Origin of the sequence: Pseudomonas sp. URMO17WK12:I12 (assembly GCF_000514395.1) — a bacterium.
In the GTDB taxonomy this organism is placed as follows: domain Bacteria; phylum Pseudomonadota; class Gammaproteobacteria; order Pseudomonadales; family Pseudomonadaceae; genus Aquipseudomonas; species Aquipseudomonas mucoides.
Genome location: NZ_AZVV01000003.1, coordinates 288,570 through 311,130, shown reverse-complemented (window position 1 = coordinate 311,130; position 22,561 = coordinate 288,570). Strand labels below are relative to the sequence as shown.

17 protein-coding genes, 1 tRNA gene and 3 pseudogenes are annotated in these 22,561 nt (G+C 59.2%); 7 read left to right on the top strand and 14 right to left on the bottom strand.

All coding sequences use genetic code 11. From position 1 onward, the window contains the following. Positions 1-9: 9 nt before the first annotated feature. Positions 10-657, top strand: a complete 648-nt coding sequence (locus D882_RS0101680) for a c-type cytochrome (protein WP_027921617.1) — start codon at positions 10-12, stop codon at positions 655-657. Positions 658-678: 21 nt separating this feature from the next. Here the strand turns inward: D882_RS0101680 and D882_RS0101675 are convergent, their stop codons facing one another. The 11 genes and pseudogenes from D882_RS0101675 to D882_RS01000000130745 form a co-directional block, all read right to left on the bottom strand. Further along, complete coding sequence (locus tag D882_RS0101675) at positions 679-1,749, bottom strand: chemotaxis response regulator protein-glutamate methylesterase (RefSeq protein WP_027921616.1); 1,071 nt, start codon at positions 1,747-1,749, stop codon at positions 679-681. Continuing rightward, positions 1,721-2,240 (bottom strand): annotated as a pseudogene (locus D882_RS0101670) (chemotaxis protein CheD); the annotation flags it as partial. The pseudogene D882_RS0101670 and the gene D882_RS0101675, both read right to left, overlap by 29 nt. Next, entirely contained in the window at positions 2,237-3,043 is an 807-nt protein-coding gene (locus D882_RS0101665) for a protein-glutamate O-methyltransferase CheR (RefSeq protein ID WP_371258926.1), read from the bottom strand. The gene D882_RS0101665 and the pseudogene D882_RS0101670, both read right to left, overlap by 4 nt. Positions 3,044-3,151: 108 nt before the next feature. Further along, entirely contained in the window at positions 3,152-3,682 is a 531-nt protein-coding gene (locus D882_RS0101660; RefSeq protein ID WP_027921613.1) for a chemotaxis protein CheW, read from the bottom strand. A gap of 12 nt (positions 3,683-3,694) precedes the next feature. After that, positions 3,695-4,573, bottom strand: a pseudogene (locus tag D882_RS1000000133030) (methyl-accepting chemotaxis protein); the annotation flags it as partial. Between the two features lie 414 nt (positions 4,574-4,987). Next, positions 4,988-6,151, bottom strand: a pseudogene (locus tag D882_RS1000000133025) (PAS domain-containing protein); the annotation flags it as partial. Between the two features lie 178 nt (positions 6,152-6,329). Further along, the gene (locus D882_RS0101650) at positions 6,330-8,537 is read right to left on the bottom strand and encodes a chemotaxis protein CheA (protein WP_027921612.1); all 2,208 of its coding nucleotides are present in this window, start codon (positions 8,535-8,537) and stop codon (positions 6,330-6,332) included. A 23-nt stretch (positions 8,538-8,560) separates the two neighbouring features. Beyond that, positions 8,561-8,887 (bottom strand): lipid asymmetry maintenance protein MlaB, encoded by a 327-nt coding sequence (locus tag D882_RS0101645; RefSeq protein WP_027921611.1) that lies wholly within the window; start codon positions 8,885-8,887, stop codon positions 8,561-8,563. A gap of 22 nt (positions 8,888-8,909) precedes the next feature. Then, on the bottom strand, positions 8,910-9,278 hold the full coding sequence (locus D882_RS0101640; protein WP_027921610.1) for a response regulator: 369 nt from the start codon (positions 9,276-9,278) through the stop codon (positions 8,910-8,912). Between the two features lie 12 nt (positions 9,279-9,290). Continuing rightward, positions 9,291-9,956 carry a methyl-accepting chemotaxis protein gene (locus D882_RS1000000133385; RefSeq protein WP_371258929.1) on the bottom strand — a complete coding sequence of 222 codons (666 nt, stop codon included), beginning with the start codon at positions 9,954-9,956 and terminating at the stop codon, positions 9,291-9,293. A 1,047-nt stretch (positions 9,957-11,003) separates the two neighbouring features. After that, positions 11,004-12,521, bottom strand: coding sequence for an efflux transporter outer membrane subunit (locus D882_RS01000000130745; protein WP_050590129.1), 1,518 nt, complete (start codon positions 12,519-12,521; stop codon positions 11,004-11,006). A gap of 87 nt (positions 12,522-12,608) precedes the next feature. Between D882_RS01000000130745 and D882_RS0101620 the strand changes: the two genes are divergently transcribed. The 4 genes from D882_RS0101620 (at position 12,609) to D882_RS1000000132830 (ending at position 17,866) form a co-directional block, all read left to right on the top strand. Further along, entirely contained in the window at positions 12,609-13,229 is a 621-nt protein-coding gene (locus D882_RS0101620; RefSeq protein WP_017339654.1) for a TetR/AcrR family transcriptional regulator, read from the top strand. A 177-nt stretch (positions 13,230-13,406) separates the two neighbouring features. Continuing rightward, entirely contained in the window at positions 13,407-14,528 is a 1,122-nt protein-coding gene (locus D882_RS0101615; protein ID WP_027921608.1) for an efflux RND transporter periplasmic adaptor subunit, read from the top strand. Beyond that, complete coding sequence (locus tag D882_RS0101610; protein ID WP_027921607.1) at positions 14,525-17,611, top strand: efflux RND transporter permease subunit; 3,087 nt, start codon at positions 14,525-14,527, stop codon at positions 17,609-17,611. Before D882_RS0101615 ends, D882_RS0101610 begins: the two co-directional genes overlap by 4 nt. A 39-nt stretch (positions 17,612-17,650) precedes the next feature. Beyond that, on the top strand, positions 17,651-17,866 hold the full coding sequence (locus tag D882_RS1000000132830; protein ID WP_027921606.1) for a hypothetical protein: 216 nt from the start codon (positions 17,651-17,653) through the stop codon (positions 17,864-17,866). Positions 17,867-18,019: 153 nt separating this feature from the next. Here D882_RS1000000132830 and D882_RS0101600 read toward each other — a convergent pair. Further along, positions 18,020-18,095, bottom strand: a tRNA-Asn gene (locus D882_RS0101600). A gap of 228 nt (positions 18,096-18,323) precedes the next feature. On the opposite strand from D882_RS0101600, the gene D882_RS0101595 reads away from it, so the two are divergent. Then, complete coding sequence (locus D882_RS0101595) at positions 18,324-18,554, top strand: hypothetical protein (protein ID WP_027921605.1); 231 nt, start codon at positions 18,324-18,326, stop codon at positions 18,552-18,554. Here the strand turns inward: D882_RS0101595 and D882_RS0101590 are convergent. Both D882_RS0101590 and D882_RS0101585 read right to left on the bottom strand, forming a co-directional pair. Continuing rightward, positions 18,551-18,751 carry a hypothetical protein gene (locus tag D882_RS0101590; RefSeq protein ID WP_027921604.1) on the bottom strand — a complete coding sequence of 67 codons (201 nt, stop codon included), beginning with the start codon at positions 18,749-18,751 and terminating at the stop codon, positions 18,551-18,553. The genes D882_RS0101595 and D882_RS0101590 overlap by 4 nt on opposite strands. Before the next feature lie 239 nt (positions 18,752-18,990). Continuing rightward, a complete protein-coding gene (locus D882_RS0101585; protein ID WP_027921603.1) occupies positions 18,991-20,187 on the bottom strand; it encodes an amino acid aminotransferase in 1,197 nt (398 codons plus the stop codon). A gap of 338 nt (positions 20,188-20,525) precedes the next feature. On the opposite strand from D882_RS0101585, the gene uvrB reads away from it, so the two are divergent. Further along, positions 20,526-22,541, top strand: a complete 2,016-nt coding sequence (uvrB, locus tag D882_RS0101580) for an excinuclease ABC subunit UvrB (protein WP_027921602.1) — start codon at positions 20,526-20,528, stop codon at positions 22,539-22,541. The last annotated feature ends 20 nt before the right edge of the window (positions 22,542-22,561 follow it).

Below are 22,561 nucleotides of genomic sequence, written 5' to 3'. Positions count from 1 at the left end.
GGGGCCTGCATGAAACTTATGAAACGCATGACCACTTTACTGTGCGCGGCTCAGGTTGGCTGGATTGGCCTGGCTGGCGCAGCGCCGCTCTCGATCACCTTGCCGCCCGAAACGGCAGTGCTCAAACCCAATGCGCTGCCAGGTTATCAACTGGCCCAACAGAAATGCTCCACCTGCCATTCCGCGGATTACATCAACTTCCAGCCTCCCGGCATGACCCTGGCGCAGTGGACTGGAGAGGCGAGCAAGATGCAGCACGTGTACGGGGCGCCGATCAGTGATCAGGATGTGAGCGTGATCGGCGCTTACCTGGCGGTCACTTACGGCAGTGCTCATGCGAACGATGCCGAGGTGCAGGCAGCCTCGAACCCGCCGGCAAGCCAGCCTCCGGCAGCGCCCGTGGCCAAAGTCGATGCCATGGCATTGCTCCAGGGCAACGCCTGTTTGTCCTGCCACGCCATTGATCACAAGATTGTAGGCCCGGCCTATCACGAGGTGGCAGCCAAGTACGCCAACGATCCGCAGGCGCTGGCCAAGGTCACGTCGAGCATTCAGCACGGCGGTACCGGCAAATGGGGGGACATTCCGATGCCGCCTTTTGCGCAGTTAAGCCCGGATGATCTGCACACCCTGAGCACGTTCATCTTGCAACAGTAAATTCCCTGCCAACGACGCGCGTTACCTGCCATTGGTGATCGCTCTGGGAATGTCGTCCAGGGCGATCACCCGGTCCACTCCACCCAGTTTGATCGCCTCTTTGGGCATGCCAAACACCACGCAGCTGGCTTCATCCTGAGCGTAGGTGCGTGCCCCGGTCGCATGTAATTCCTTCAAGCCACGGGCACCGTCATCGCCCATGCCGGTCATGATGATGCCGGTGGCATTTTTCCCGGCGAACTTGGCCACCGAACGAAACAGCACGTCCACAGACGGGCGATGACGGTTGACCAGTGGGCCATCGACGACCTCGACGTGATAGTAGGCGCCGCTGCGCTTGAGCAGCATGTGCTTGCCGCCGGGGGCGATCAGGGCCAGGCCGGGAATCACTCGGTCGTTGTTCTTCGCTTCGCGCACTTCTATCTGCGACAGCGTGTTCAAGCGCGCAGCAAACGAGGCGGTAAATTTTTCCGGCATGTGCTGCACGATGACGATGCCCGGGCAAACCCGTGGCAGTGCGGTCAGCACCCGTTCCAGTGCCTGGGTGCCACCGGTGGAGGTGCCGATGGCGACAATCCGCTCCGTGGTCTGCGCCATGGCCTGGCCGCTGGAGGGCGGCAGAATGGCGTCGGCATTCAATTTGGCGCCCACCGGCGTATGCGCTGCGGCGTTCCTGACCAGTTGCTTGACGTTGGCCTGGGCGGCGGCCCTGACCGCCGCCACCAGTTCGGCGGAGGATTGTTCCAGAAAACCTTTCAGGCCGGCCTTGGGCTTGGTAATGATTTCCACGGCCCCGGCGGCAAGGGCCTGGAGCGTGGTTTCCGCGCCTCGTTCCGTGAGCGTTGAGCAGATCACCACCGGAGTAGGGCGCTCGGCCATGATTTTTTTCAGGAAGGTGATGCCGTCCATGCGTGGCATTTCCACGTCCAGCACAATCACGTCGGGCCATTCTTTGGCCATTTTGTCCATGGCGAAGAGGGGGTCGGAGGCGGCGCCAATCACCTGGATATCCGGCTCGCGCTCCAGCAACGCCAGCACCACCTGCCGTACCACGGCAGAGTCGTCGACCAGCAGAACCTTGATTTTTTTCATAGGCGCTTTTAGCTCTCGTTCAAGTCTTGACGGCGGACCCAGACATGGCCGCTGCTGATATCGAAGATCACGTCACGGTGCCCGTTGCGTCCTAAATCCTCGGCGCTCAGGCGCAAATGGTGACGCGTGACCAACAGGCGCGCGGCGTTGATATTGCTTTGGGCGACGCTGGTTTCCTCGCTGTAGCCGGGGAACATGGTGCCGCCGCCGAACAGCTTGACCTGGTAATCCTCGGGCCGCGTGTGGTGGCGGGCCACCTCCAGCAGAAAAAGCGCCATGGCCTCGTTGGCATATTTGCCGTCGAGTGGCCCGCCGGGCTTCTGCCGGTTCGGCAGCATGTAGTGGCACATGCCACCAATCATGCGCGCCGGGTGCCACAGGGTAATGGCGACGCAGGAACCCAGCAGGGTGCGGATACGTGTGGCCGCATCGCCGAAATAGAACTCGCCGGGCTGCAGGAAAATCTCGTTGCCGCCGAGGGGCCTGTTCATGGCTTGCGGTAAATCGAGGGTGAGATCAGTTTCAAGGCATCGGTAATGCCGTTCAGGCTTTCCGAATGACTGACGATGAAATAGCCGCCGGGTTTGAGCCGTGGCAGCATGCGCGCGACCACCTTGCGCTTGGTTTCCTGGTCGAAATAGATCATCACGTTGCGCAGGAAAATCACCTCGAATTCGCCGATATCCGGCAGTGTTTCGTTGAGGTTGATCGGCATGAAGTGCACCCGGCTGCGCAGGCTTCGCTCGATCAGGAACGTACCCTCCTGGCTACCGGTCCCTTTCAGGCAATGTTTGGCCAACAAGGGGTGCGCAATGTGGCTGGCGCGCTCGATCGGGTAGTGTCCTGTGCGGGCCTTGGCCAGCACCTGACTGCTGATGTCGGAACCGATGATTTCCCAAGGGGTGCTGCCCAGGCCATCGGCCAGGGTCATGGCCAGGCTGTAGGGTTCCTCGCCGGAAGAGCTGGCTGCGCTCCACAGACGGAAGGTTCTGCCCGGAGCGGCCTTGGGTAAAACCTGCTGGCGCAGGAAATCGAAATGCTTGGGTTCGCGGAAGAAATAGGTTTCGTTGGTGGTGAGCAAGTCCAGGGCTATCTGCAGTTCCGCAGTGGCCCCATGGCCCATGATCATCTGGAAATAGTCGCCGTAGCTGTTCAGTTGATGGTGCTTCAAACGTTTGGACAAGCGCCCGGCAACCAGTGCTTTTTTCGCGGGGCTCAGGTTGATGCCGGCGGCACGATACAGCCAGCTTTGGAACTGCTTGAACTCGCTATCCTTGAGCGCTTCTGCATTCACGATCAAACATCCTTGCCAGGTCCAGGAACGACGTTGCAATGCACAATCGATCAAGGCCGAGGCGCACCAGGCGCCTCGACCAGAATCGATGATCAGCCGGCCGGGCCGCTAGCCCGACACGGCGTCCGTCAGTGCGCCGACTTCGGATAACCTTGCCATCTCGTCGACCGACAGCACGCGGTCGGCATTGAGGACGATGACGAATTTACCCGCCACCTTGGCCATGCCACTGATGAAGTCGGACCGTATCCGCGCACCGAAGCTGGGTGCCGGTTCGATCTCGCTGGCGGGGATTTCCAGGACCGCCGAGACCGCATCCACCATCAGCCCCACATCCTGAGTGCCGGCGTCCGAGTCGGACTCGATAATGACGATGCACGAGCGCCGGGTAATATCGGACTTTTGCCGGCCGAACCGCGCCGACAGGTCCACCACCGGCACCACCGCGCCACGCAGGTTGATCACCCCACGGACGAAGGCGGGCATCATCGGTACGCTGGTAATGTTGCCGTACTCGAGGATCTCCTTGATCCCGAGAATGCCGATGGCAAACATCTCGCCGCCCAGGAGGAAAGTCAGGTACTGCGCTTCCTCCTGGTGGAGGGCCTCGGGTCGATTGGTAGTAATCAGAGCACCCATGCTGACCTCCCGTTAAAACCGAGTGAATTCGGCTTCTGCGACGCTGCTGGTCGCGTAGTGAGTGGCCGCCCGGTGGGGCAGGTGCTTGGGAGGTTGTGGCGGTTTTTTGCCCGACAGCGTCCTGTGCGCGACGGCCTTGTGCAGGCTGTCGCTGACATCGGACTCCCGGGCAAAGAAGCTCATCGCCTGTTGCAGTTGTTCGGCCTGGCTGCTCATCTCCTCGGCGGTGGCGGCCAGTTCCTCACTGCTGGAGGCATTCTGCTGGGTGATCTGGTTCAGTTGGTTCATGGCCGTGTTGATCTGCGCCACCCCGGAAGATTGTTCTTCCGACGCTGCGCTGATCTCCTGCACCAGGTCTGAGGTCTTGTTGATCGAGGGCAGCATTTCGTTGAGCAATTTGCCGGCCTTCTCGGCCATCTCCACGCTACTGGAGGACAACTGGCCGATCTCCTGGGCCGCCACCTGGCTGCGCTCGGCGAGTTTGCGCACCTCGGCGGCGACGACGGCAAAGCCCTTGCCATGCTCGCCCGCCCGCGCGGCCTCGATGGCGGCGTTAAGCGCCAACAGGTTGGTCTGGTAGGCAATGTCGTCGATGATGCCGATGCGCTGGGCGATCTGCTTCATCGCGGCGACTGTCTGCTGTACCGATTCGCCACCCTCGGTGGCTTCCTTGGAGGCCTTGCTGGCCATGCCGTCGGTGACCTTGGCGTTTTCGGTGTTCTGATTGATGCTCGCGCTCATCTGCTCGATCGACGCGCTGGTTTCCTCGACGCTGGCCGCTTGTTCGCTGGTGGCCTGACTCATGGACTGGGCGGTGGCACTGACTTGTTCGGAGGCGGTGACCAACGCGTCCGCCGCGGCACTGACATCCTCGATAATCGTGGTCAGCTTCTCCGCCGTGGAATTTGCATCGTCTTTGACCTGAGTGAAGATCCCGGTCGACTCTCGCGTGATGCGCTGTCCGAGGTCGCCATTGGCAAGCCCGCTGAAGACACGACTGACATCCTCGATGACGTTCGAGAGTGCGTCACAGCTGGCATTCGCATCGTCTTTGACCTGGCCAAAGACACCCGAATAGTCGCGGGTGATGCGTTGTCCCAGGTCGCCCTTCGACATGGCGCCAAACAGGCGTCCCACGTCCGCGAAAATAACCCCGGTGGTTTCCATCAGCGAGTTGACGCCGGCGCATAGCACCTGGATCGGGCCGCTCTTACCTTCAAGGGGAATGCGTTGGCTCAGATCGCCATCCTTCGCCGCTGAAGTCACGTGCTGCGCTTGCTCTACCGCTTGCACCAACATGTTGTTGGCATTGACCTGCGCCGTCACGTCGGTGGCATATTTGACGACTTTGAAGGGCTGGCCGTTCATGTCCATGATCGGGTTGTAGGAGGCTTGAATCCAGATCTCCTTGCCGCCTTTGCCAATGCGCTTGTACTCGCCAGCATCGAATTCACCACGCCCCAGCTTGTCCCAGAACACACGGTATTCTGGAGAGGCGCGGTAGACCGGGTCGGCAAACATGCTGTGATGTTGCCCCTTGATCTCGGCGAGGGTGTAGCCCAGCGTGTTCAGGAAGTTGTCGTTGGCGTGCAGAATCTTGCCGTCGAGCGAGAACTCGATCACCGCTTGTGCCTTGTTGATGGCGCTGAGCTGGCCGGCGAAATCGGCTGCCTGCAACTTGCTCTGGGTGATGTCAGTCGCATACTTGACGACTTTGAAGGGCTTGCCGTTCATGTCCATGATTGGGTTGTAAGAGGCTTGTATCCAGATTTCCCTGCCGCCCTTACCGATGCGTTTGTACTCACCGGCATCGAACTCACCGCGTCCGAGTTTTTCCCAGAACAGACGATATTCAGTCGAGGCGCGGTAGACGGGGTCGGCAAACATGCTGTGATGTTGCCCCTTGATCTCGGCGAGGGTGTAGCCCAACGTGTTCAGGAAGTTGTCGTTGGCGTGCAGAATCTTGCCGTCGAGCGAGAACTCGATCACCGCTTGCGCCTTGCCGATGGCGCTGAGCTGGCCAGCGAAATCGGCTGCCTGCAACTTGCTCTGGGTAATGTCAGTCGCGTACTTGACGACTTTGAAGGGCTTACCGTCCATGTCCATGATCGGGTTGTAGGAGGCTTGTATCCAGATTTCCTTGCCGCCTTTACCGATGCGTTTGTACTCGCCGGCATCGAATTCACCGCGCCCCAGTTTGTCCCAGAACAGGCGATATTCAGGGGACGCGCTGTAGGCCGGATCGGCAAACATGCTGTGATGTTGGCCCTTGATCTCGGCCAGGGTGTAGCCGACTGTGCTCAAGAAGTTGTCGTTGGCGTGCAAGATCCTGCCATCGAGTGAAAACTCAATGACGGCCTGTGCCTTGTTGATAGCGTCGATTTGCCCTTTTAAATCCGATAACAGCGCTTGCTCTTTAAGGCGATCTTCCTGGTTATAACTGAACCGATTAATTAAACGGGTGATCATTGATTGATTAGCCTGATTCATGACAACTCCCAATGAAGTTCAATTTTTTATTCGGTGGCCTGTTGCATCGCTTCAGATGTTATTGAGCAGGTCAGTCATGCGCCCCTTGTTCGGCACGCGTTAGTTCCCCTTGAATCAGCGCTTTGCGCGTTCATCAACCGTGTTTTTCACGTCAGTTTCAGGCTTCAGCCAACGCCGGTTGCAGGTGGTTGTGTGCCTGCTGTTGGGTGACCTGTTGCAGCAAATTCGGTACATCGAGAATCAATGCCACCTCGCCGTTGCCCAGAATGGTCGAGCCGCCGATGCCGCGCAGGGCGCTGAACAGCTTGCCCAGCGGTTTGATCACGGTCTGGAATTCACCTTGCAGTTCGTCCACCACCAAACCGGCTTTCTGTTCGCCGCAACGCACCACCACCACGTTCTCGCGTCGGCCCGGGCTGCCTTCGGCGTTGAACTGTTCACGCAGGTACACCAGCGGCAGCACTTCCCCCCGCAAGTTCAGGTAGCTGCGCTCGCGGGTGGCTTGGCGATCTTCTTCGGTCAACTCAAGGCACTCTTGCACCATGTCCAGAGGCACCACGTAAGTGGCCTGACCGACGCCCACCAGAAAGCCATCGATGATCGCCAGTGTCAGCGGCAGGCGGATGCGCACCCGGGTGCCCCGACCCGCCTGGCTGTCGAGGTCGACGCTGCCGCGCAGGGCGGTGATGTTGCGCTTGACCACGTCCATGCCGACGCCTCGGCCGGAGAGGTTGGTGACGGTCGCCGCGGTAGAGAAACCCGGCTCGAAAATCAGGTTGTAGATGTCCTGATCGGACGGTGTGGCGGTGGCGGAGAGCAGGCCGCGCTCGCGGGCCTTGTGCAGGATGCGTTCGCGATCGAGTCCGGCGCCGTCATCGACGATCTCGATGACGATGCTGCCGGAGTCGTGGTAGGCGTTGAGGCTCAGCGTACCCGTTAGCGATTTACCCGCCGCCTGGCGAACCTCGGGCGATTCAATGCCGTGATCCATGGCGTTGCGCAGCAAGTGCATCAACGGATCGCCGATCTTTTCCACCACGGTCTTGTCCAGTTCGGTGTCGGCGCCGCTGATCTGCAGATCGATGTCCTTGCCCAGTTCGAGGCTGACATCGCGCACCACTCGCTGAAAGCGGTTAAAGGTGTCGCCGATCGGCACCATGCGCAGGCGCAGGGCGCTGTCGCGGATTTCCTCGACCAGGCCTGAGACCCGGGAACTGGCTTCCTGCAGCGCATCGTTGTGGCTGCGCTGAGCCAGCAAGTTGGCGCCGGCTCCCGCAATGACCAACTCGCCGACCAGATTGATCAGCTCATCCAGCTTGTCCGCATCCACGCGAACGTAGCGGTTCTCTTTGCTCTTGCTCTCCTGGATCTGGCTTTGCTTGTTCAGGGCGGCCTGCACCAGTGCGGGCGTCACCGAGCGCTGCTCGACGAGGATTTCGCCCAGGGGGACAGCCGGGTTGTTGGATTCAACAGGGGCGCGTTGTGCGTGCAGGGCTTTTTCCAGTTCTTGCGGGGTCAGGGCGCCGCTGCTGACCAGCAGCTCACCCAGACGGGCCGCATCTTCCGGCAGCCGATCAATCAGCTCCATGTATTCGGCGATCTTGCTGTGCGGCGGGAGGATGTGGATCAGGCAATCGTCGCGCACAAAGTCGAAGGCTTCGGCGATGGCCGCTTTGTCCGCTGTGGACTGGTAGTCAATCTCGAAGCCCAGGTAGCAGGCTTCGGCATCCATGGCATCGGCCTGCGGCATGCCGTCGGCCAGGGTGGTGATGCGCACGATCTCGCCTTGGCTGTTGAGATAGCGCAGGAACGACAGCGGATCCATGCCATTGCGCAGCACGTCCTGGCCAAAGCGCAGCGAGATGTGCCAGAGGTCAGAGGCCACGCTGTCATCCGCGCAAACCTCGGTCAGATAATCGGTATTGAACGGCGCAATTGAGGTGGCGGGTGGCTCCAGCACCAGCGAGTTGCCCTGGTAAGTGTTCAGGCGTTGGCGCAGGCCGCTTTCCCGAGTCTGTGCCGGGGTATCCAGCTGACCACCTTGGGCGGCAACCACGTTGACCAGCTCCAGCATATGGTCGCCGCATTCCAGCAGAAGGGCGACCAGTTCGCTATTGATACCGACCGCGCCGTCACGCACGCGATCGAGCACGTCTTCGACGATATGGGTGAAGCCAACGACCGGCTCCAGACCGAACAGCCCGGCCGAGCCCTTGATGGTGTGCGCGGCACGAAAGATGGCGCCCAGGGTGTCGCTGTCGCCCGGTTCGCTCTCCAGTCGCAGCAACGACTCTTCCATATCCTGCAGCAGTTCGCGGGCTTCGGCGATGAAGGTTTGCAAGGCTTGATCGAGATTTATACTCACGCTGAATTCCTTTTACGCTGAGGTCAGCTAGCGGCCGAGTTGGAAATAACCAGAGGATCGCCAAAGAACGCGGCGAGGTTGCACAGGTCGAAGACTTCCAATACCGCGCGGCTGTGCCCAACCAGGCGCAAGGTCGTGCCGACACGTGTGGCTTCGCGTTTGGCCAACAACAGTTGCTGCATGCCGGCGCCGTCCATCTCGCTGACCAGGGACAGGTCGATTTCCAGCTCGCCGGGCTCGGCCAGGTGGGGCAATAGCTGTGCCTTGAACTCGGCCGCGGTATAGATGTTCATCTCGCCTTCGATATGCAGCTGGCACAGGCCGTTGGTTGTGGCTACGCGGATGTTCATGCTCGCCTCCGGATTCGGTCGATCAAGGCAGGATCAGTTTGGCGACGGCGGCCAGCATTTGTGCCGGCTGGAAGGGTTTGACCACCCAGGCCCTGGCCCCGGCAGCCTGGCCTTCCTGTTTCTTCGCTTCCTGGGATTCGGTGGTCAGCATGATGATCGGGGTGAATTTGTAATTGGCCAGCTTCTTCACCTCCTTGACCAGCGTGATGCCATCCATGTTGGGCATGTTCACATCGCTGATCATCAGGTGGATTTTCTGTCCGTTCAGCTTGGTCAGCGCATCCTTGCCATCGCTGGCCTCGATCACGTCGTAGCCAGCCCCCTTCAAGGCAATGCTGACCACCTGGCGTACGCTGCTGGAATCGTCGACGACCATTACGGTTTTAGCCATGCTGCTCTCCTGCTAGAAGAAAGTGATTTCCTGTTCCTTGGCGGCGCTGGAACTGTGTCCGTGATGGATTTGCCGTTGCTCATCGGTGGCGTAGGTCAGCTCCATGCTCGCCAACCAGGCTCGGGCATCGATCTGTTCCAGCTGATCCGGATTGCGCTGGCCGTTCTGCAGGTGCTGGTGCAAGGCCTGCATGTTGTCGCGAACATGGGAGAGGATCTGGCTGACGCGATCCTGGAATTGCAGGCCGATCAGGACCTCGCTGATTTCGTCACGGATGCCGACGCTCTCTTGCTGGAGTAACTCGGTAGAACCCGACAGGCGCTGGGTAATGCTGTGAAAACGGTCCAGCACATGTTGAATGCTGGCTTCGGAGGCGGAGACCGAGTGCTGGTCATTCGCTGCAGTGTCGTCGGCGACTTCGACCAGGCGGGTGATGGCGCTGTTGATGATGCCGACGGTGGCCGACATTTTTTTTCCGGTGTCGCTGGAGAGGCTCGACAAGCTGCGCACGGCATCGGCCACTACGGCGAAACCACGCCCGGCTTCACCTGCTCGTGCAGCTTCAATTGCGGCGTTCAGTGCCAGGAGGTTGGTTTGCGCAGCAATCGCCGCAACCTCTTTAGACATGCTGAGCAGTTCGCCGGTGTAGTCGGTGAGGCTGCGGACTTGTTCCAGCATCTGGTCGCGACTCAGTTGCGTGGCCTTGAGGGAGTTGACCACCTGCGTCAGTTCCGTTTCGCTCTGCGCGAGCACCACCACTGCGCCGCTCTGGGCATCGCCGGCCAGGCCATCCGCCGCTTGTTGCGAAGTCTGTACGGCTTCTTCCAGCTTGCTGTAGATGCCTGAGAAGCGCTGGCTCAGCGTGACGATGGCCTGCTCGGTCTGGCTGCGGGAGTTCTCGATCTGCTTGGTCCAGATGGGCACCGCTTCCAGGCACACGGCCTCCAGACCGTTGGCTGCGGACGCGGCACTGGCGGCCTGGTGTTGGCTCAGGCTGCGGGCATGAGCCTGGCTCAACGCCTGGTCAAACAGCTTGCGCTGGCTGCGGACAATCCAGACGCTGGCAGCGCCGCCACTGGCGAGCAGGATCAGCGCGGCCGTTATCGGCAGTGCCGCCAACCCGGTCAAAACCAGGAGCGACACAGCGCCGCCCGAGGCAATGAACAGGACGGGCCAAACCAAGGAGGTGAAGTCAGGTCGAACGGAGGAATAATTGCGGTCAAAGTCATAAGAAGACAAGGGCTGGTCCTTATTCAAATCGCTCCATTCGAGCGGCTAAATGTGTCACCGATAGCGAAGTGTCTGTCCCTGTGCTTGCAGCTGAATCGTTTCAAATTCAAAGCCTTAGCCAGCGCTGGCACAGGTCATATTGCTTTGGAACTAATACAAAATGCTGCTGTCTTCGACGATAGCAGTAGGCCACTCTTTTGCAAGGCAGCCACTGCGTCAGCCAATGTTTTATTGCTGTTTTTTTGGTGCGGGCTGCTTATTTTTTGCGTGACTGCGAGGGGTTATTAATTGCGTTGCGGGGAAGGGCTGAGCGGAGGGCGAGTGGGACAACCCAATAAACAGGCACAAAAAAAGGCCCGCTAAGCGCTGACCTTTTTTGTGTATCTAGATGGCACGACCTGGACTCGAACAGAAAAATAAGCATTTGTTCTACAATGAAATTATTCTGTTTTTAAGTATATATATCCCTACGATTATCCTAATCCAGCCCGTATTTTATTGGAGTTCTTTCGATATCCCTGGATCAGGAAAAAACATTCGAGTTTCCGCTCTTTTTGAGACAACGCGAGCATCTGAGTCATCTCGCTGCCAACCGCCGCCCAATGCTTTGAACGTGGCCACTGCGGCGCGAGCCGATTCAGTTTGTGCTTGGGCTCTGCCATCAGATGCCGCCAGGAGATGTTCATCGGCATCCAGCACTTCGATCAAGCTGACCACACCTTTTTCATAGGCGGCAAATGACGTCGCTCTGGCTTTCGCATACGCCGACTCGCCCTGGGCGAGCTGGGTTGATTGTTGCTCGCGGTTGAGCCGTGCCGAAACAGCGCTTTCCACATCTTCGCAAGCCCGCAGAACGGACTGGCGGTAAGCGGCCAAGGCTTCGGCTTCCTGGCCTTTCGCCAAATCAATCTGGGCGTTGATGCGGCCAAAATCGAACAGCCGCCAGCGTAATCCCAGTGCCGCCGAAGCCTGACTGGCGCCGTTGCTGAACAGGTTTGCGCTGGATACCGAGGTAGCACTGCCGAGCAGCGCAGCCACAGACAGTTTGGGGTAGTACTCGGACATGGCTTCGCCGATGCGCGCGCTGGATGCCGCAAGACGGCGCTCCGCGACGATCAAGTCTGGACGCCGACGCAGCAGGTCGGCTGGAGCGCCCATGTCCGAGAGGCCTGGCACCTCAGGGATAGGCGCCAGCTTAGTCAACTGCGCGCTGTAAGTGCCGGGCGCCTTGCCCAACATGACATCCAGCGCGTTCATTGCCGCGTCAAGGCCAGCTTGCAGTACCGGCACGGTTGCCTGCGCTTGATTCAGCGCGCCTTGGGTCTGGTTCAATTGCAGTTCAGCTGCCAGTCCTTTTGCATAGAGGTGTTCGATGGTGGTGAGCAGTTGTTGTCGCGTGTCTACTTGATGCCGGGCAATTTCCAGGCGTGCTTGCAGGCCACGGATGCTAATGTAAAGATCGGCTGTCTGCGCGACCACTGCCAGGCGCGTGGCAATCGCTCCGGCTTGCGAGGCCTGATAATCGGCGAAGGCGGCTTCTTTACCTCGGCGCAGCCCGCCAAACACATCCAGCTCCCAGCTGGCATTCAAATTCGCCTCATAGGCACTGCCGTAGCGATTATAGGAAGGGTCTGAATTCAGCACTTGGCCCAACGGCGTCTCCAATGACTGACGGGCTCGGGCCGCCTGACCATTGACGGTAGCCGACGGCAGGAGGGCTGCGTTAGCTGCGCCCAAACCGGCGCGAGCCTGCTCGATCCTTGCGTTTGCCTGGGCTAAATCGAGGTTCTGTTCAAGTGCTCGATTTATCAGTTGACTGAGTATCGGGTCATTAAATGCATTCCACCAAGCGGCGAGATCGGCATTTGCAGCGTCCACTTGCCGTGCCTTGGACGTTTGCGCCGAGAAATGCTCGGGCAATTCCACACGGGGTTCCGAGTAGTCGGGGCCCACTGCGCAACCTGCAACCATACCCAAACACAGTAAGACGGCGAAACGAGGAGGAGGGTGCATGCTATGCCTGCGAAAGGGTCGGTTTGTGACGATATTACAATTTGGTCACAAGTTGTCAACCACCTTTGGGATGAGTAAGCTGCTCGCATGAATCAGCCATCAGTTTCTTCGCCCAGCGCCCGTGGCCCAGCCGATCACGACATTCGAGACCAGATTGTCGCGGCGGCCAACGAGCATTTCAGTCAGTACGGTTATGGCAAGACAACGGTTTCTGACCTAGCCAAAGCTATCGGCTTTTCCAAGGCTTACATCTACAAATTTTTTGAATCCAAGCAGGCGATTGGTGAAGCAATCTGTACAAATTGCCTGACTGAAATCGTTGCGGCAGTGGAGCAGGCCATCAATGTAGACGGCATCTCGCCGACTGAACGTTTTCGGCGCCTGGTCAAAACCTTAATCGCTACAGGTGTGAGCCTGTTCTTTAACGACCGTAAACTCTACGACATCGCAGCGTTCGCCGCGTCGGAGCGCTGGCCCAGCTCACAAGTCTATGACGCTCAGATCAAGAGCTTCGTGTTGCAAATCGTGCGTGAGGGGCGAGAGCTCGGCGAGTTTGAACGCAAGACTCCGCTGGACGAGACGGTAGAGTCGATTCATCTCGCTCTGCGGCCCTTCATGAATCCTCTGCTATTGCAGTACAACCTCGATTTTGTTGAAGAAGCCCCTTCTCTCATCTCCAATCTTGTTCTGCGCAGCCTGATGCCTTAAACCTCTGCTGACGGATGCGCTGCGCATCCGTATCAGCGTGTGCGCCTGAAAAAACCAGATATCAAGCCTCTCTGCTTTGCTCTGATCAAGTGGGCGACGTTCATTCGTCTTGGTAGTGACTATTGACATAATTGGTCACTTGAATAAGCATGGCGCATCCGCTACCGAGAGGTCTTTATGATCCAGCGCCACCGTATGCCACTCATTTTCATTGTCTTGTTGCCGTTTGCCCTGGCGGCCTGCAACGAGGCCGCGCCTGCCGATCCTCGCCTTCAAGTGCCCTTGGTGCGCATCGGCGTGGTTCAACCCTCCGCACCTGCGGTACGAGTATTCACCGGTATCGTCGCGGCCCGAGTTCAGAGCGATCTCGGTTTTCGGGTACCTGGGAAGGTCTTGGAGCGTTTGGTGGATGCTGGACAGAGTGTCAAGCGCGGGCAGCCCCTTATGCGAATCGATGCCAACGACCTGACGCTGACCGCGCGGGCACAGCAGGAAGCGGTACTGGCCGCCATGGCCCGAGCTCGGCAGGCCTCCGATGACGAGCTTCGCTACCGTGATCTGGTGTCCGTCGGAGCGGTATCTGCTTCAGCTTACGCAGGGTTCAAAGCAGCTGCCGACTCGGCGAAAGCCCAACTCAACGCTGCCCAGGCCCAGGCTGATGTGGCGAAAAACGCGACCGGTTATTCGACGTTGCTGGCGGATGCTGACGGGGTGGTAGTGGATACCTTGGCGGAGCCGGGGCAGGTAGTTGGCGCAGGGCAGGTGGTGGTACGCGTTGCCCATTCAGGGCAGCGCGAGGCCGTGATTCAGTTACCCGAGACGCTACGTCCTGCGCTGGGCTCGGCGGCGACGGTTGAGCTATACGGCCAGCACCAGACTGCAGGTAAAGCGCGTTTACGCCAGTTGTCCGACTCTGCCGACCAACAGACCCGAACGTTTGACGCGCGTTATGTGTTGGAGGGGGCACTCTCCAACGCCACCCTGGGTTCGACGATCTCAGTGGTTATCGCTGACACGGATGTTGCTGATGCCAAGGAATTACAGGTGCCCATGGGGGCCCTCTACGACACCGGTAAAGGCCCGGGGGTCTGGGTGGTGGGCGGGGAACCTGAGCAGGTGGCATGGCGCCCGATTAAGGTTCGCGGCCTGAATAATGAGGCCAGCGTGCGCGTGACGGGGGATCTGCAGGTGGGTGATCGTGTTGTCGCATTGGGTGCTCACTTGCTGAGCGAGGGAGAAAAGGTCAGGACTGAACTCGCCGATGCTCCGCAAAATTCAGTGGTTGAGGTAAGTCGATGAGCGGCTTCAATCTTTCGGCGTTGGCCGTACGCGAGCGCTCAATCACCCTGTTTTTGATCCTGCTGATTTCTGTGGGTGGGTTGTACGCTTTCTTCAAACTGGGGCGTGCGGAAGATCCCGCATTCACCATTAAACAAATGACGGTGGTCACTGCCTGGCCTGGGGCGACGGCCCAGGAGATGCAAGATCAGGTGGTAGAAAAGCTGGAAAAACGCATGCAGGAGCTGCGTTGGTACGATCGGACCGAGACCTTTACCCGGCCCGGCTTGGCATTCACTACGGTGTACCTGCTCGACAGCACGCCGCCCTCAGCCGTCCAGGAGGAGTTTTACCAGGCGCGCAAGAAAATTCTGGATGAGCAGAAGGGGTTGCCGTCTGGTGTGATCGGCCCGATGGTCAATGATGAGTATTCCGATGTCACCTTCGCGCTCTATGCGCTCAAGGCCAAGGGCGAGCCCCAACGTCTGTTGGTGCGCGAAGCCGAGAGCTTGCGCCAGCGTCTGCTGCATGTGGCGGGTGTGAAGAAGGTCAACATCATCGGTGAACAGGCCGAGCGCATTTTTGTCGAGCTGTCCTACGAGCGTTTGGCGACACTGGGCATTTCCGCACGAGACATCTTCAGTGCGTTGAACACGCAAAACATGATAACCCCGGCAGGTTCGGTAGAAGCGAAGGGCCCACAGGTTTTCATCCGCCTGGATGGCGCGTTTGATGACTTGCAGAAGATTCGTAATACCCCACTGACGGTGCAAGGCAGAACCCTCAAGTTGTCCGATGTGGCTGAGGTCAAGCGTGGTTATGAGGACCCCGCGACGTTCCTGGTACGCAACAACGGCGAGCCGGCACTGTTGCTCGGCGTGGTCATGCGCGATGGCTGGAACGGCCTGGATTTGGGGACGTCGCTGGACGCTGAGGCCACAGCGATCAACGAGCAGATGCCTTTGGGTATGAGCCTGACCAAGGTCACGGATCAGGCGGTGAATATTGGCGCCTCCGTCAACGAGTTCATGGTGAAGTTTTTTGCTGCCTTGGGCGTGGTGCTGCTGGTGTGTTTTCTCAGCATGGGCTGGCGTGTCGGCGTTGTGGTTGCCGCGGCGGTGCCGCTGACCCTGGCGGCCGTGTTCATTGTCATGGCGGCCACGGGCAAAGATTTTGATCGAATTACCCTGGGCTCGTTGATTCTGGCGCTGGGACTGCTGGTGGACGATGCAATCATTGCCATTGAAATGATGGTGGTGAAGATGGAGGAGGGCTACGACCGAATCAAGGCCTCCGCTTATGCCTGGAGCCACACGGCCGCGCCGATGTTGTCGGGAACGTTGGTGACGGCGATCGGCTTTATGCCCAACGGTTTTGCCAAGTCGACCGCTGGTGAGTACACCGCGAACATGTTCTGGATCGTTGGCATCGCGCTGATCACTTCCTGGGTGGTGGCCGTGGTGTTTACACCTTATCTGGGCGTCAAACTGCTGCCGCAGATCAAGGTGCCTGAAGGCGGGCATACGGCGATTTACGGTACACCGAACTACCAGCGTTTCAGGCGCCTGCTGGGCAGTGTGATCCGCCGCAAAGGCCTGGTGGCGACATCCGTCGTGGGCTTGTTTGTTGTTGCGATTTTGGGCATGGGCGTGGTCAACAAGCAGTTCTTCCCCACGTCCGACCGACCTGAGGTGCTGGTTGAGGTGCAGATGCCTTACGGCACCTCTATCGAACAGACTGATGTGGCGGCGGCCAAGGTCGAGGCGTGGTTGGCTCAGCAGCCGGAGGCCAAGATCGTCACTGCTTACATTGGCCAGGGCGCGCCGCGCTTCTACTTGGCGATGGCCCCTGAACTACCCGATCCATCCTTCGCAAAAATCGTCGTCCTGACCGCGAATCAGCAAGAGCGTGAGGCGCTCAAGCTCCGCCTCAGACAAGCGGCGGCCGATGGCTTGGCGCCTGAAGCTCGGGTGCGGGTGACGCAGTTGGTATTTGGTCCTTATTCACCGTATCCGGTGGCCTTTCGGGTGATGGGCGCCGACCCCGCGGTGTTACGAGATATCGCCGCGCAGGTGCGTGCGGTCATGAGCGTCAGCCCCCAGATGAGGACCGTCAACACCGACTTAGGCGAGCGCGCACCGGCACTTCATCTCACGCTGGATCAGGATCGCCTGCAAGCATTCGGCTTGACCTCGACCGATGTCGCGCAACAGCTGCAATTCCTGCTTACTGGGGTGCCTGTCACCGAGGTGCGTGAGGACATTCGTTCGGTTCAGGTGGTGGCTCGCTCGGCGGGTGAAACGCGTCTGGATCCGTCGAAAATTGCCGCCTTCACGCTGACCGGTGTCCAAGGCCAGCGCGTGTCGCTGTCCCAGGTAGGAGCGGTGGATGTGCGCATGGAGGAGCCCATCCTGCGGCGTCGTGATCGGACGCCGACCATCACCGTGCGCGGTGACGTGGCTGAAGGTCTTCAGCCTCCCGATGTCTCCAACGCCTTGATAACGCAGTTGCAACCCATCATCGAAAAGCTGCCGGCGGGCTACCGCGTTGAGTTTGCCGGCGCGATCGAGGAGTCGGGTAAAGCAAACAAGGCATTGCTGCCGTTGTTCCCGATCATGATCGCGCTGATGTTGCTGACCATCATCATTCAGGTGCGCTCGATGTCGGCAATGATGATGGTGTTCGCCACCGCGCCTTTGGGCCTGATTGGTGTGGTGCCAATTCTGCTGCTGTTCCAGCAGCCGTTCGGGATCAACGCCTTGGTGGGATTGATTGCCTTGTCAGGGATTCTGATGCGCAACACGCTGATCCTCATTGGCCAGATTCACTCTAATAAGCAAGTCGGTCTGTCGCCTTATGACGCCGTGGTCGAAGCCACTGTGCAGCGTGCACGGCCAGTGATTCTCACGGCGTTGGCGGCGATGCTGGCGTTCATTCCTCTGACCCATTCGGTGTTCTGGGGAACGCTGGCGTACACCCTGATTGGCGGAACGTTTGCCGGCACAGTGCTGACCTTGGTGTTCCTGCCAGCGATGTACGCCCTCTGGTTTAAGATCAAGCCTGAGCCCGTGCATGAGCTTGCAGCGAACACTCATGTTGCTTGATACCTGCGTGCCTGGATCGTCTCAAAAAGGAAAATCGATATGAGCTCGTTGGCCCAGATTACTCAACAGTTTGATCCCGCTGCGCCCTTCGTGGCTTCGGCCAACTGGCTCCAGGGAAGAACGGTGTTTGGCGGGCTATCTGCAGCCCTGTCATTGCAGACGGTGTTGTTTGAGGCATGGCTGACCGTAGCGATTTTTACCTGGCGTGCAGTGAGCTCAGCGCAACGGTTGTTTCTGCTATTCCACCTTCAGTGATTACCGCTTGCCACCGATCACTGTGCGCTTTGACCGTGCCGTAAAATGGCTGGTACCCACCGGAATCCGACAGAACGCCAAAACGAAAAAACCCGCCAGAAGGCGGGTTTTTTGGGGGGCAGAGATTTTGAAAGCCTTCTCTGGAACCTTGTCTGGCTCCACGACCTGGACTCGAACCAGGGACCCAGTGATTAACAGTCACTTGCTCTACCAACTGAGCTATCGCGGAATGGCGCCTATGTTACTGATTCAAAAAGAGAAGTCAAGCGCCTGCTAGCAACTTGGGCGATTCGTCGGGACAGGCGGTGGTTTATCGACCATGAGCGGTTACCAGAATCGTCCCAGAGGTCTACCATGGCTGCCCGGAAGTGGTCACACGCGCTACCGGCCATTCGCCGAAACAGGTATGCGCCATGAATCATTCAATCCTTGCACCTCACACAAACGAGGTGTTCGCATGAGCATCGCTCAGATCAGCTTGCCCAAAGGTGTCGGCCCTCACGCCGAAAAACTGCTCGACGCAATCACGCAGGCCAGCACGGCCGAGGATTTGAACCGTGCCGGTGGCAAGGCCGAGGGTTTTGTTTTGGGCCTGGAAAGTGCCAAGGCGATCAAGAGTCAGATTGCCGAGTCGCTTTATGTCGCCTATGACGACGCCGCCAGCCAGCGTGCTACCGAACTGGCTTAACCGCCGAACGTGAAGGTGCCGAGCATCATTTTGGCGTAGAGCGTCGCGGCGGCCAGTTGTACCAGCCACAAGGCCAGGCCGCCGAGAAACACACCCGCAGCGACTTGCAGTACCAGGTTATTCCCGCGTTTGGCCGGGGTGCGAGGGACGAAGTCGTCCAGCTCATCGCGGTCTGCGCGTAGGTCATCGTTTTTCATGTGGGTTCTCGTAAAAATTCTCGGGTGTACACAAAACCTGTAGGAGCCGGGCTTGCCCGCGATGGCGGTCGATCAGCCAACATTGATGTTAAATGTGATGGCCTCGTCGCGGGCAAGCCCGGCTCCCACAGTGGGATGGTGTGCAGTCTAGAGGGCTTGGCCGTCGGGTTGAGAGTTATCTGCGACAAATAAAAAACGGGAAGCCCATCGGCTTCCCGTTTTTCATATCACCGAACGACTCAGATCACCGCAACGATGGCCTTGGTCACTGCGTCGATGTTGCTCTGGTTCAACGCCGCCACGCAGATGCGGCCGGTGTCCAGGGCGTAGATGCCGAACTCGGTGCGCAGGCGGGTGACTTGCTCAACCGTCAGGCCGGAGTAAGAGAACATGCCACGCTGACGGCCGACGAAGCTGAAGTCGCGCTGCGGGGCGTTTTTCGCCAGGGTGTCGACCATCTGAATGCGCATGCCGCGAATCCGCAGGCGCATTTCAGCCAGTTCTTCTTCCCACTGGGCGCGCAGGACCGGGCTGTTCAATACCGCGGCGACGATGCTTGCACCGTGGGTTGGCGGGTTGGAGTAGTTGGTGCGGATCACGCGTTTGACTTGCGACAGCACGCGCGCGCTTTCTTCTTTCGATTCGCTGACGATCGACAGGGCGCCAACGCGCTCGCCGTACAGCGAGAACGATTTGGAGAACGAGCTGGACACAAAGAAGGTCAGGCCCGATTCAGCGAACAGGCGCACAGCGGCGGCGTCTTCGTCGATGCCGTCGCCAAAGCCCTGGTAAGCCATGTCTAGGAACGGTACGTGGCCTTTGGCTTTAACCACTTCCAGCACGTTGTTCCAGTCCGCCGGGCTCAGGTCCACGCCGGTCGGGTTGTGGCAGCAGGCGTGCAGCACAACGATCGAGCCGGAGGGCAGGGCGTTCAAGTCTTCCAGCAGGCCGACGCGGTTTACGTCGTGGGTCGCGGCGTCGTAATAGCGGTAGTTCTGCACCGGGAAACCAGCGGTTTCGAACAGGGCGCGGTGGTTTTCCCAGCTCGGGTCGCTGATCGCCACGACAGCGTTCGGCAGCAGTTGCTTGAGGAAGTCGGCGCCGATTTTCAGTGCACCGGTACCGCCCACAGCCTGGGTGGTGATGACGCGGCCAGCGGCGATCAGTGGCGAGTCATTGCCGAACAGCAGTTTCTGCACGGCCTGGTCGTAGGCGGCAATACCGTCGATTGGCAAGTAGCCACGGGAAGCGTGTTGAGCGACGCGAATCGTCTCGGCTTCGACAACGGCGCGCAGGAGTGGAATTTTCCCCTCCTCGTTGCAGTAAACACCGACTCCCAGGTTGACCTTGTTGGTACGGGTATCGGCGTTGAATGCTTCGTTGAGGCCCAGGATTGGATCGCGTGGTGCCATTTCGACAGCGGAGAACAGGCTCATTTTTGCGGCGGCTCTGAATGGAGTGTGGAGGGACGTGTGGCGCTCCAGCCGAATGCACTAGAGCGGTGCACAAACGGGGAGCTAGTATAGAGGCCATCAGCGACCGATGGCGACAGACGTTTCGGCTTTTCCGCTAAGTTTTTCCGATTATTTTTCGACCGTTAGTCGATTGCCGTCGTCAAAGGATTCACGGGATGTAGGACGTTTGCCTTGAAAGAGCAGGCAATCGACTCCACATTGAGCACAATCCAGTTTTTTCCTCGGGCGACGTCGGTCGTTTGCGGTCTTTCTCGTTGCTGTCCGGTTTGACCGGTCAGGCGCGACCCCAGGGGTATTGAATGTCTGAATTCCAGCTAGTCACCCGCTTCGAGCCCGCCGGCGATCAGCCGGAAGCCATCCGCCTGATGGTCGAGGGTATCGAAGCCGGGCTGGCGCACCAGACGTTGCTCGGTGTGACCGGTTCCGGCAAGACCTTCAGCATCGCCAACGTGATCGCGCAAGTGCAGCGTCCGACCCTGGTGCTGGCGCCGAACAAGACCCTGGCCGCGCAGTTATACGGCGAGTTCAAGGCGTTCTTCCCGAACAACGCCGTCGAATACTTCGTTTCCTACTACGACTACTACCAGCCCGAAGCCTACGTACCGTCGTCCGACACCTTCATCGAGAAGGATGCCTCGATCAACGACCACATCGAGCAGATGCGCCTGTCCGCGACCAAGGCGTTGCTGGAGCGCAAAGACGCGATCATCGTCACCACCGTGTCGTGCATCTACGGTCTGGGCAGCCCGGAAACCTATTTGAAGATGGTGTTGCACGTGGATCGCGGCGACAAACTCGATCAGCGTGCCTTGCTGCGTCGCCTGGCGGACCTGCAATACACCCGCAACGACATGGATTTCGCCCGTGCAACCTTCCGGGTGCGTGGCGATGTGATCGATATCCACCCGGCGGAATCCGATTTCGAAGCGATCCGCATCGAACTGTTCGATGACGAAGTGGAAAGCCTGTCCGCCTTCGATCCGCTGACCGGCGAAGTGATTCGCAAACTGCCGCGCTTCACGTTTTATCCGAAAAGCCACTACGTGACGCCACGAGAAACCCTGCTGGGTGCCGTCGAAGGGATCAAGGTCGAGTTGCAGGAGCGTCTGGATTACCTGCGCACCAACAACAAGCTTGTCGAGGCTCAGCGTCTTGAGCAACGTACGCGCTTCGATCTGGAGATGATTCTCGAACTGGGTTATTGCAACGGTATCGAAAACTACTCGCGCTACCTGTCCGGCCGTGAATCGGGCCAGGCGCCACCCACGTTGTTCGACTACCTGCCGGCCGACGCCTTGCTGGTAATCGACGAATCCCACGTCAGCGTGCCGCAGGTCGGCGCCATGTATAAGGGCGACCGTTCGCGTAAAGAGACGCTGGTGGAATACGGTTTCCGTCTGCCGTCGGCGCTGGATAACCGGCCGATGCGTTTCGACGAATTCGAAAGCATCAGCCCGCAGACGATTTTTGTCTCGGCGACGCCCGGCAATTACGAGGCGGAACATGCGGGGCGTGTCGTTGAGCAACTGGTGCGTCCGACGGGGCTGGTCGATCCTCAGATCGAAATCCGTCCGGCGCTGACTCAGGTCGACGACTTGCTCTCGGAAATCGGCAAGCGCGTCGCGCTCGAAGAGCGGGTGCTGGTCACGACCCTGACCAAGCGCATGTCCGAAGACTTGACCGATTACCTGGCCGACCACGGCGTTCGCGTGCGTTACCTGCACTCGGACATCGACACCGTGGAGCGGGTCGAAATCATTCGCGATTTGCGCCTCGGTACGTTCGATGTGCTGGTGGGGATCAACCTGCTGCGTGAAGGCCTGGACATGCCGGAAGTGTCGCTGGTGGCGATTCTCGATGCGGACAAGGAAGGCTTCCTGCGCTCCGAGCGTTCGCTGATCCAGACCATCGGCCGGGCGGCGCGTAACCTCAACGGTCGGGCGATTTTGTATGCAGATCGCATCACCGGCTCCATGGAGCGGGCGATCGGCGAAACCGAGCGTCGTCGCGACAAACAGATCGCCTTCAACCTGGCCAACGGCATCACGCCAAAGGGCGTGTTCAAGGACGTCGCCGACATCATGGAAGGCGCCACTGTGCCGGGCTCGCGCAGCAAGAAGCGCAAAGGCATGGCCAAGGCTGCAGAAGAGAGCGCCAAGTACGAAGCGCAATTGCGCTCGCCGGGTGAGATCGCCAAGCGGATTAAAGCCCTGGAAGAGAAGATGTACGCGTTGGCGCGTGATCTGGAGTTTGAAGCGGCGGCGCAGATGCGCGATGAGATTGGCAAGTTGCGGGAGCGGTTGATCACTGTCTGATATTTGCAGCGCCTGTCATG

Bases quoted from the DNA above. Each gene is read 5' to 3' on its own strand.
- D882_RS0101620 (WP_017339654.1), top strand. From the start codon at position 12,609: ATGAATCAGCCATCAGTTTCTTCGCCCAGCGCCCGTGGCCCAGCCGAT.
- D882_RS0101610 (WP_027921607.1), top strand. From the start codon at position 14,525: ATGAGCGGCTTCAATCTTTCGGCGTTGGCCGTACGCGAGCGCTCAATC.
- D882_RS0101675 (WP_027921616.1), bottom strand. From the start codon at position 1,749: ATGAAAAAAATCAAGGTTCTGCTGGTCGACGACTCTGCCGTGGTACGG.
- D882_RS1000000132830 (WP_027921606.1), top strand. From the start codon at position 17,651: ATGAGCTCGTTGGCCCAGATTACTCAACAGTTTGATCCCGCTGCGCCC.
- D882_RS0101615 (WP_027921608.1), top strand. From the start codon at position 13,407: ATGATCCAGCGCCACCGTATGCCACTCATTTTCATTGTCTTGTTGCCG.
- D882_RS0101660 (WP_027921613.1), bottom strand. From the start codon at position 3,682: ATGGGTGCTCTGATTACTACCAATCGACCCGAGGCCCTCCACCAGGAG.
- D882_RS0101585 (WP_027921603.1), bottom strand. From the start codon at position 20,187: ATGAGCCTGTTCTCCGCTGTCGAAATGGCACCACGCGATCCAATCCTG.
- D882_RS1000000133385 (WP_371258929.1), bottom strand. From the start codon at position 9,956: ATGCTGGAACAAGTCCGCAGCCTCACCGACTACACCGGCGAACTGCTC.
- D882_RS0101590 (WP_027921604.1), bottom strand. From the start codon at position 18,751: ATGAAAAACGATGACCTACGCGCAGACCGCGATGAGCTGGACGACTTC.
- D882_RS0101645 (WP_027921611.1), bottom strand. From the start codon at position 8,887: ATGAACATCCGCGTAGCCACAACCAACGGCCTGTGCCAGCTGCATATC.
- D882_RS01000000130745 (WP_050590129.1), bottom strand. From the start codon at position 12,521: ATGCACCCTCCTCCTCGTTTCGCCGTCTTACTGTGTTTGGGTATGGTT.
- D882_RS0101640 (WP_027921610.1), bottom strand. From the start codon at position 9,278: ATGGCTAAAACCGTAATGGTCGTCGACGATTCCAGCAGCGTACGCCAG.
- D882_RS0101680 (WP_027921617.1), top strand. From the start codon at position 10: ATGAAACTTATGAAACGCATGACCACTTTACTGTGCGCGGCTCAGGTT.
- uvrB (WP_027921602.1), top strand. From the start codon at position 20,526: ATGTCTGAATTCCAGCTAGTCACCCGCTTCGAGCCCGCCGGCGATCAG.
- D882_RS0101595 (WP_027921605.1), top strand. From the start codon at position 18,324: ATGAGCATCGCTCAGATCAGCTTGCCCAAAGGTGTCGGCCCTCACGCC.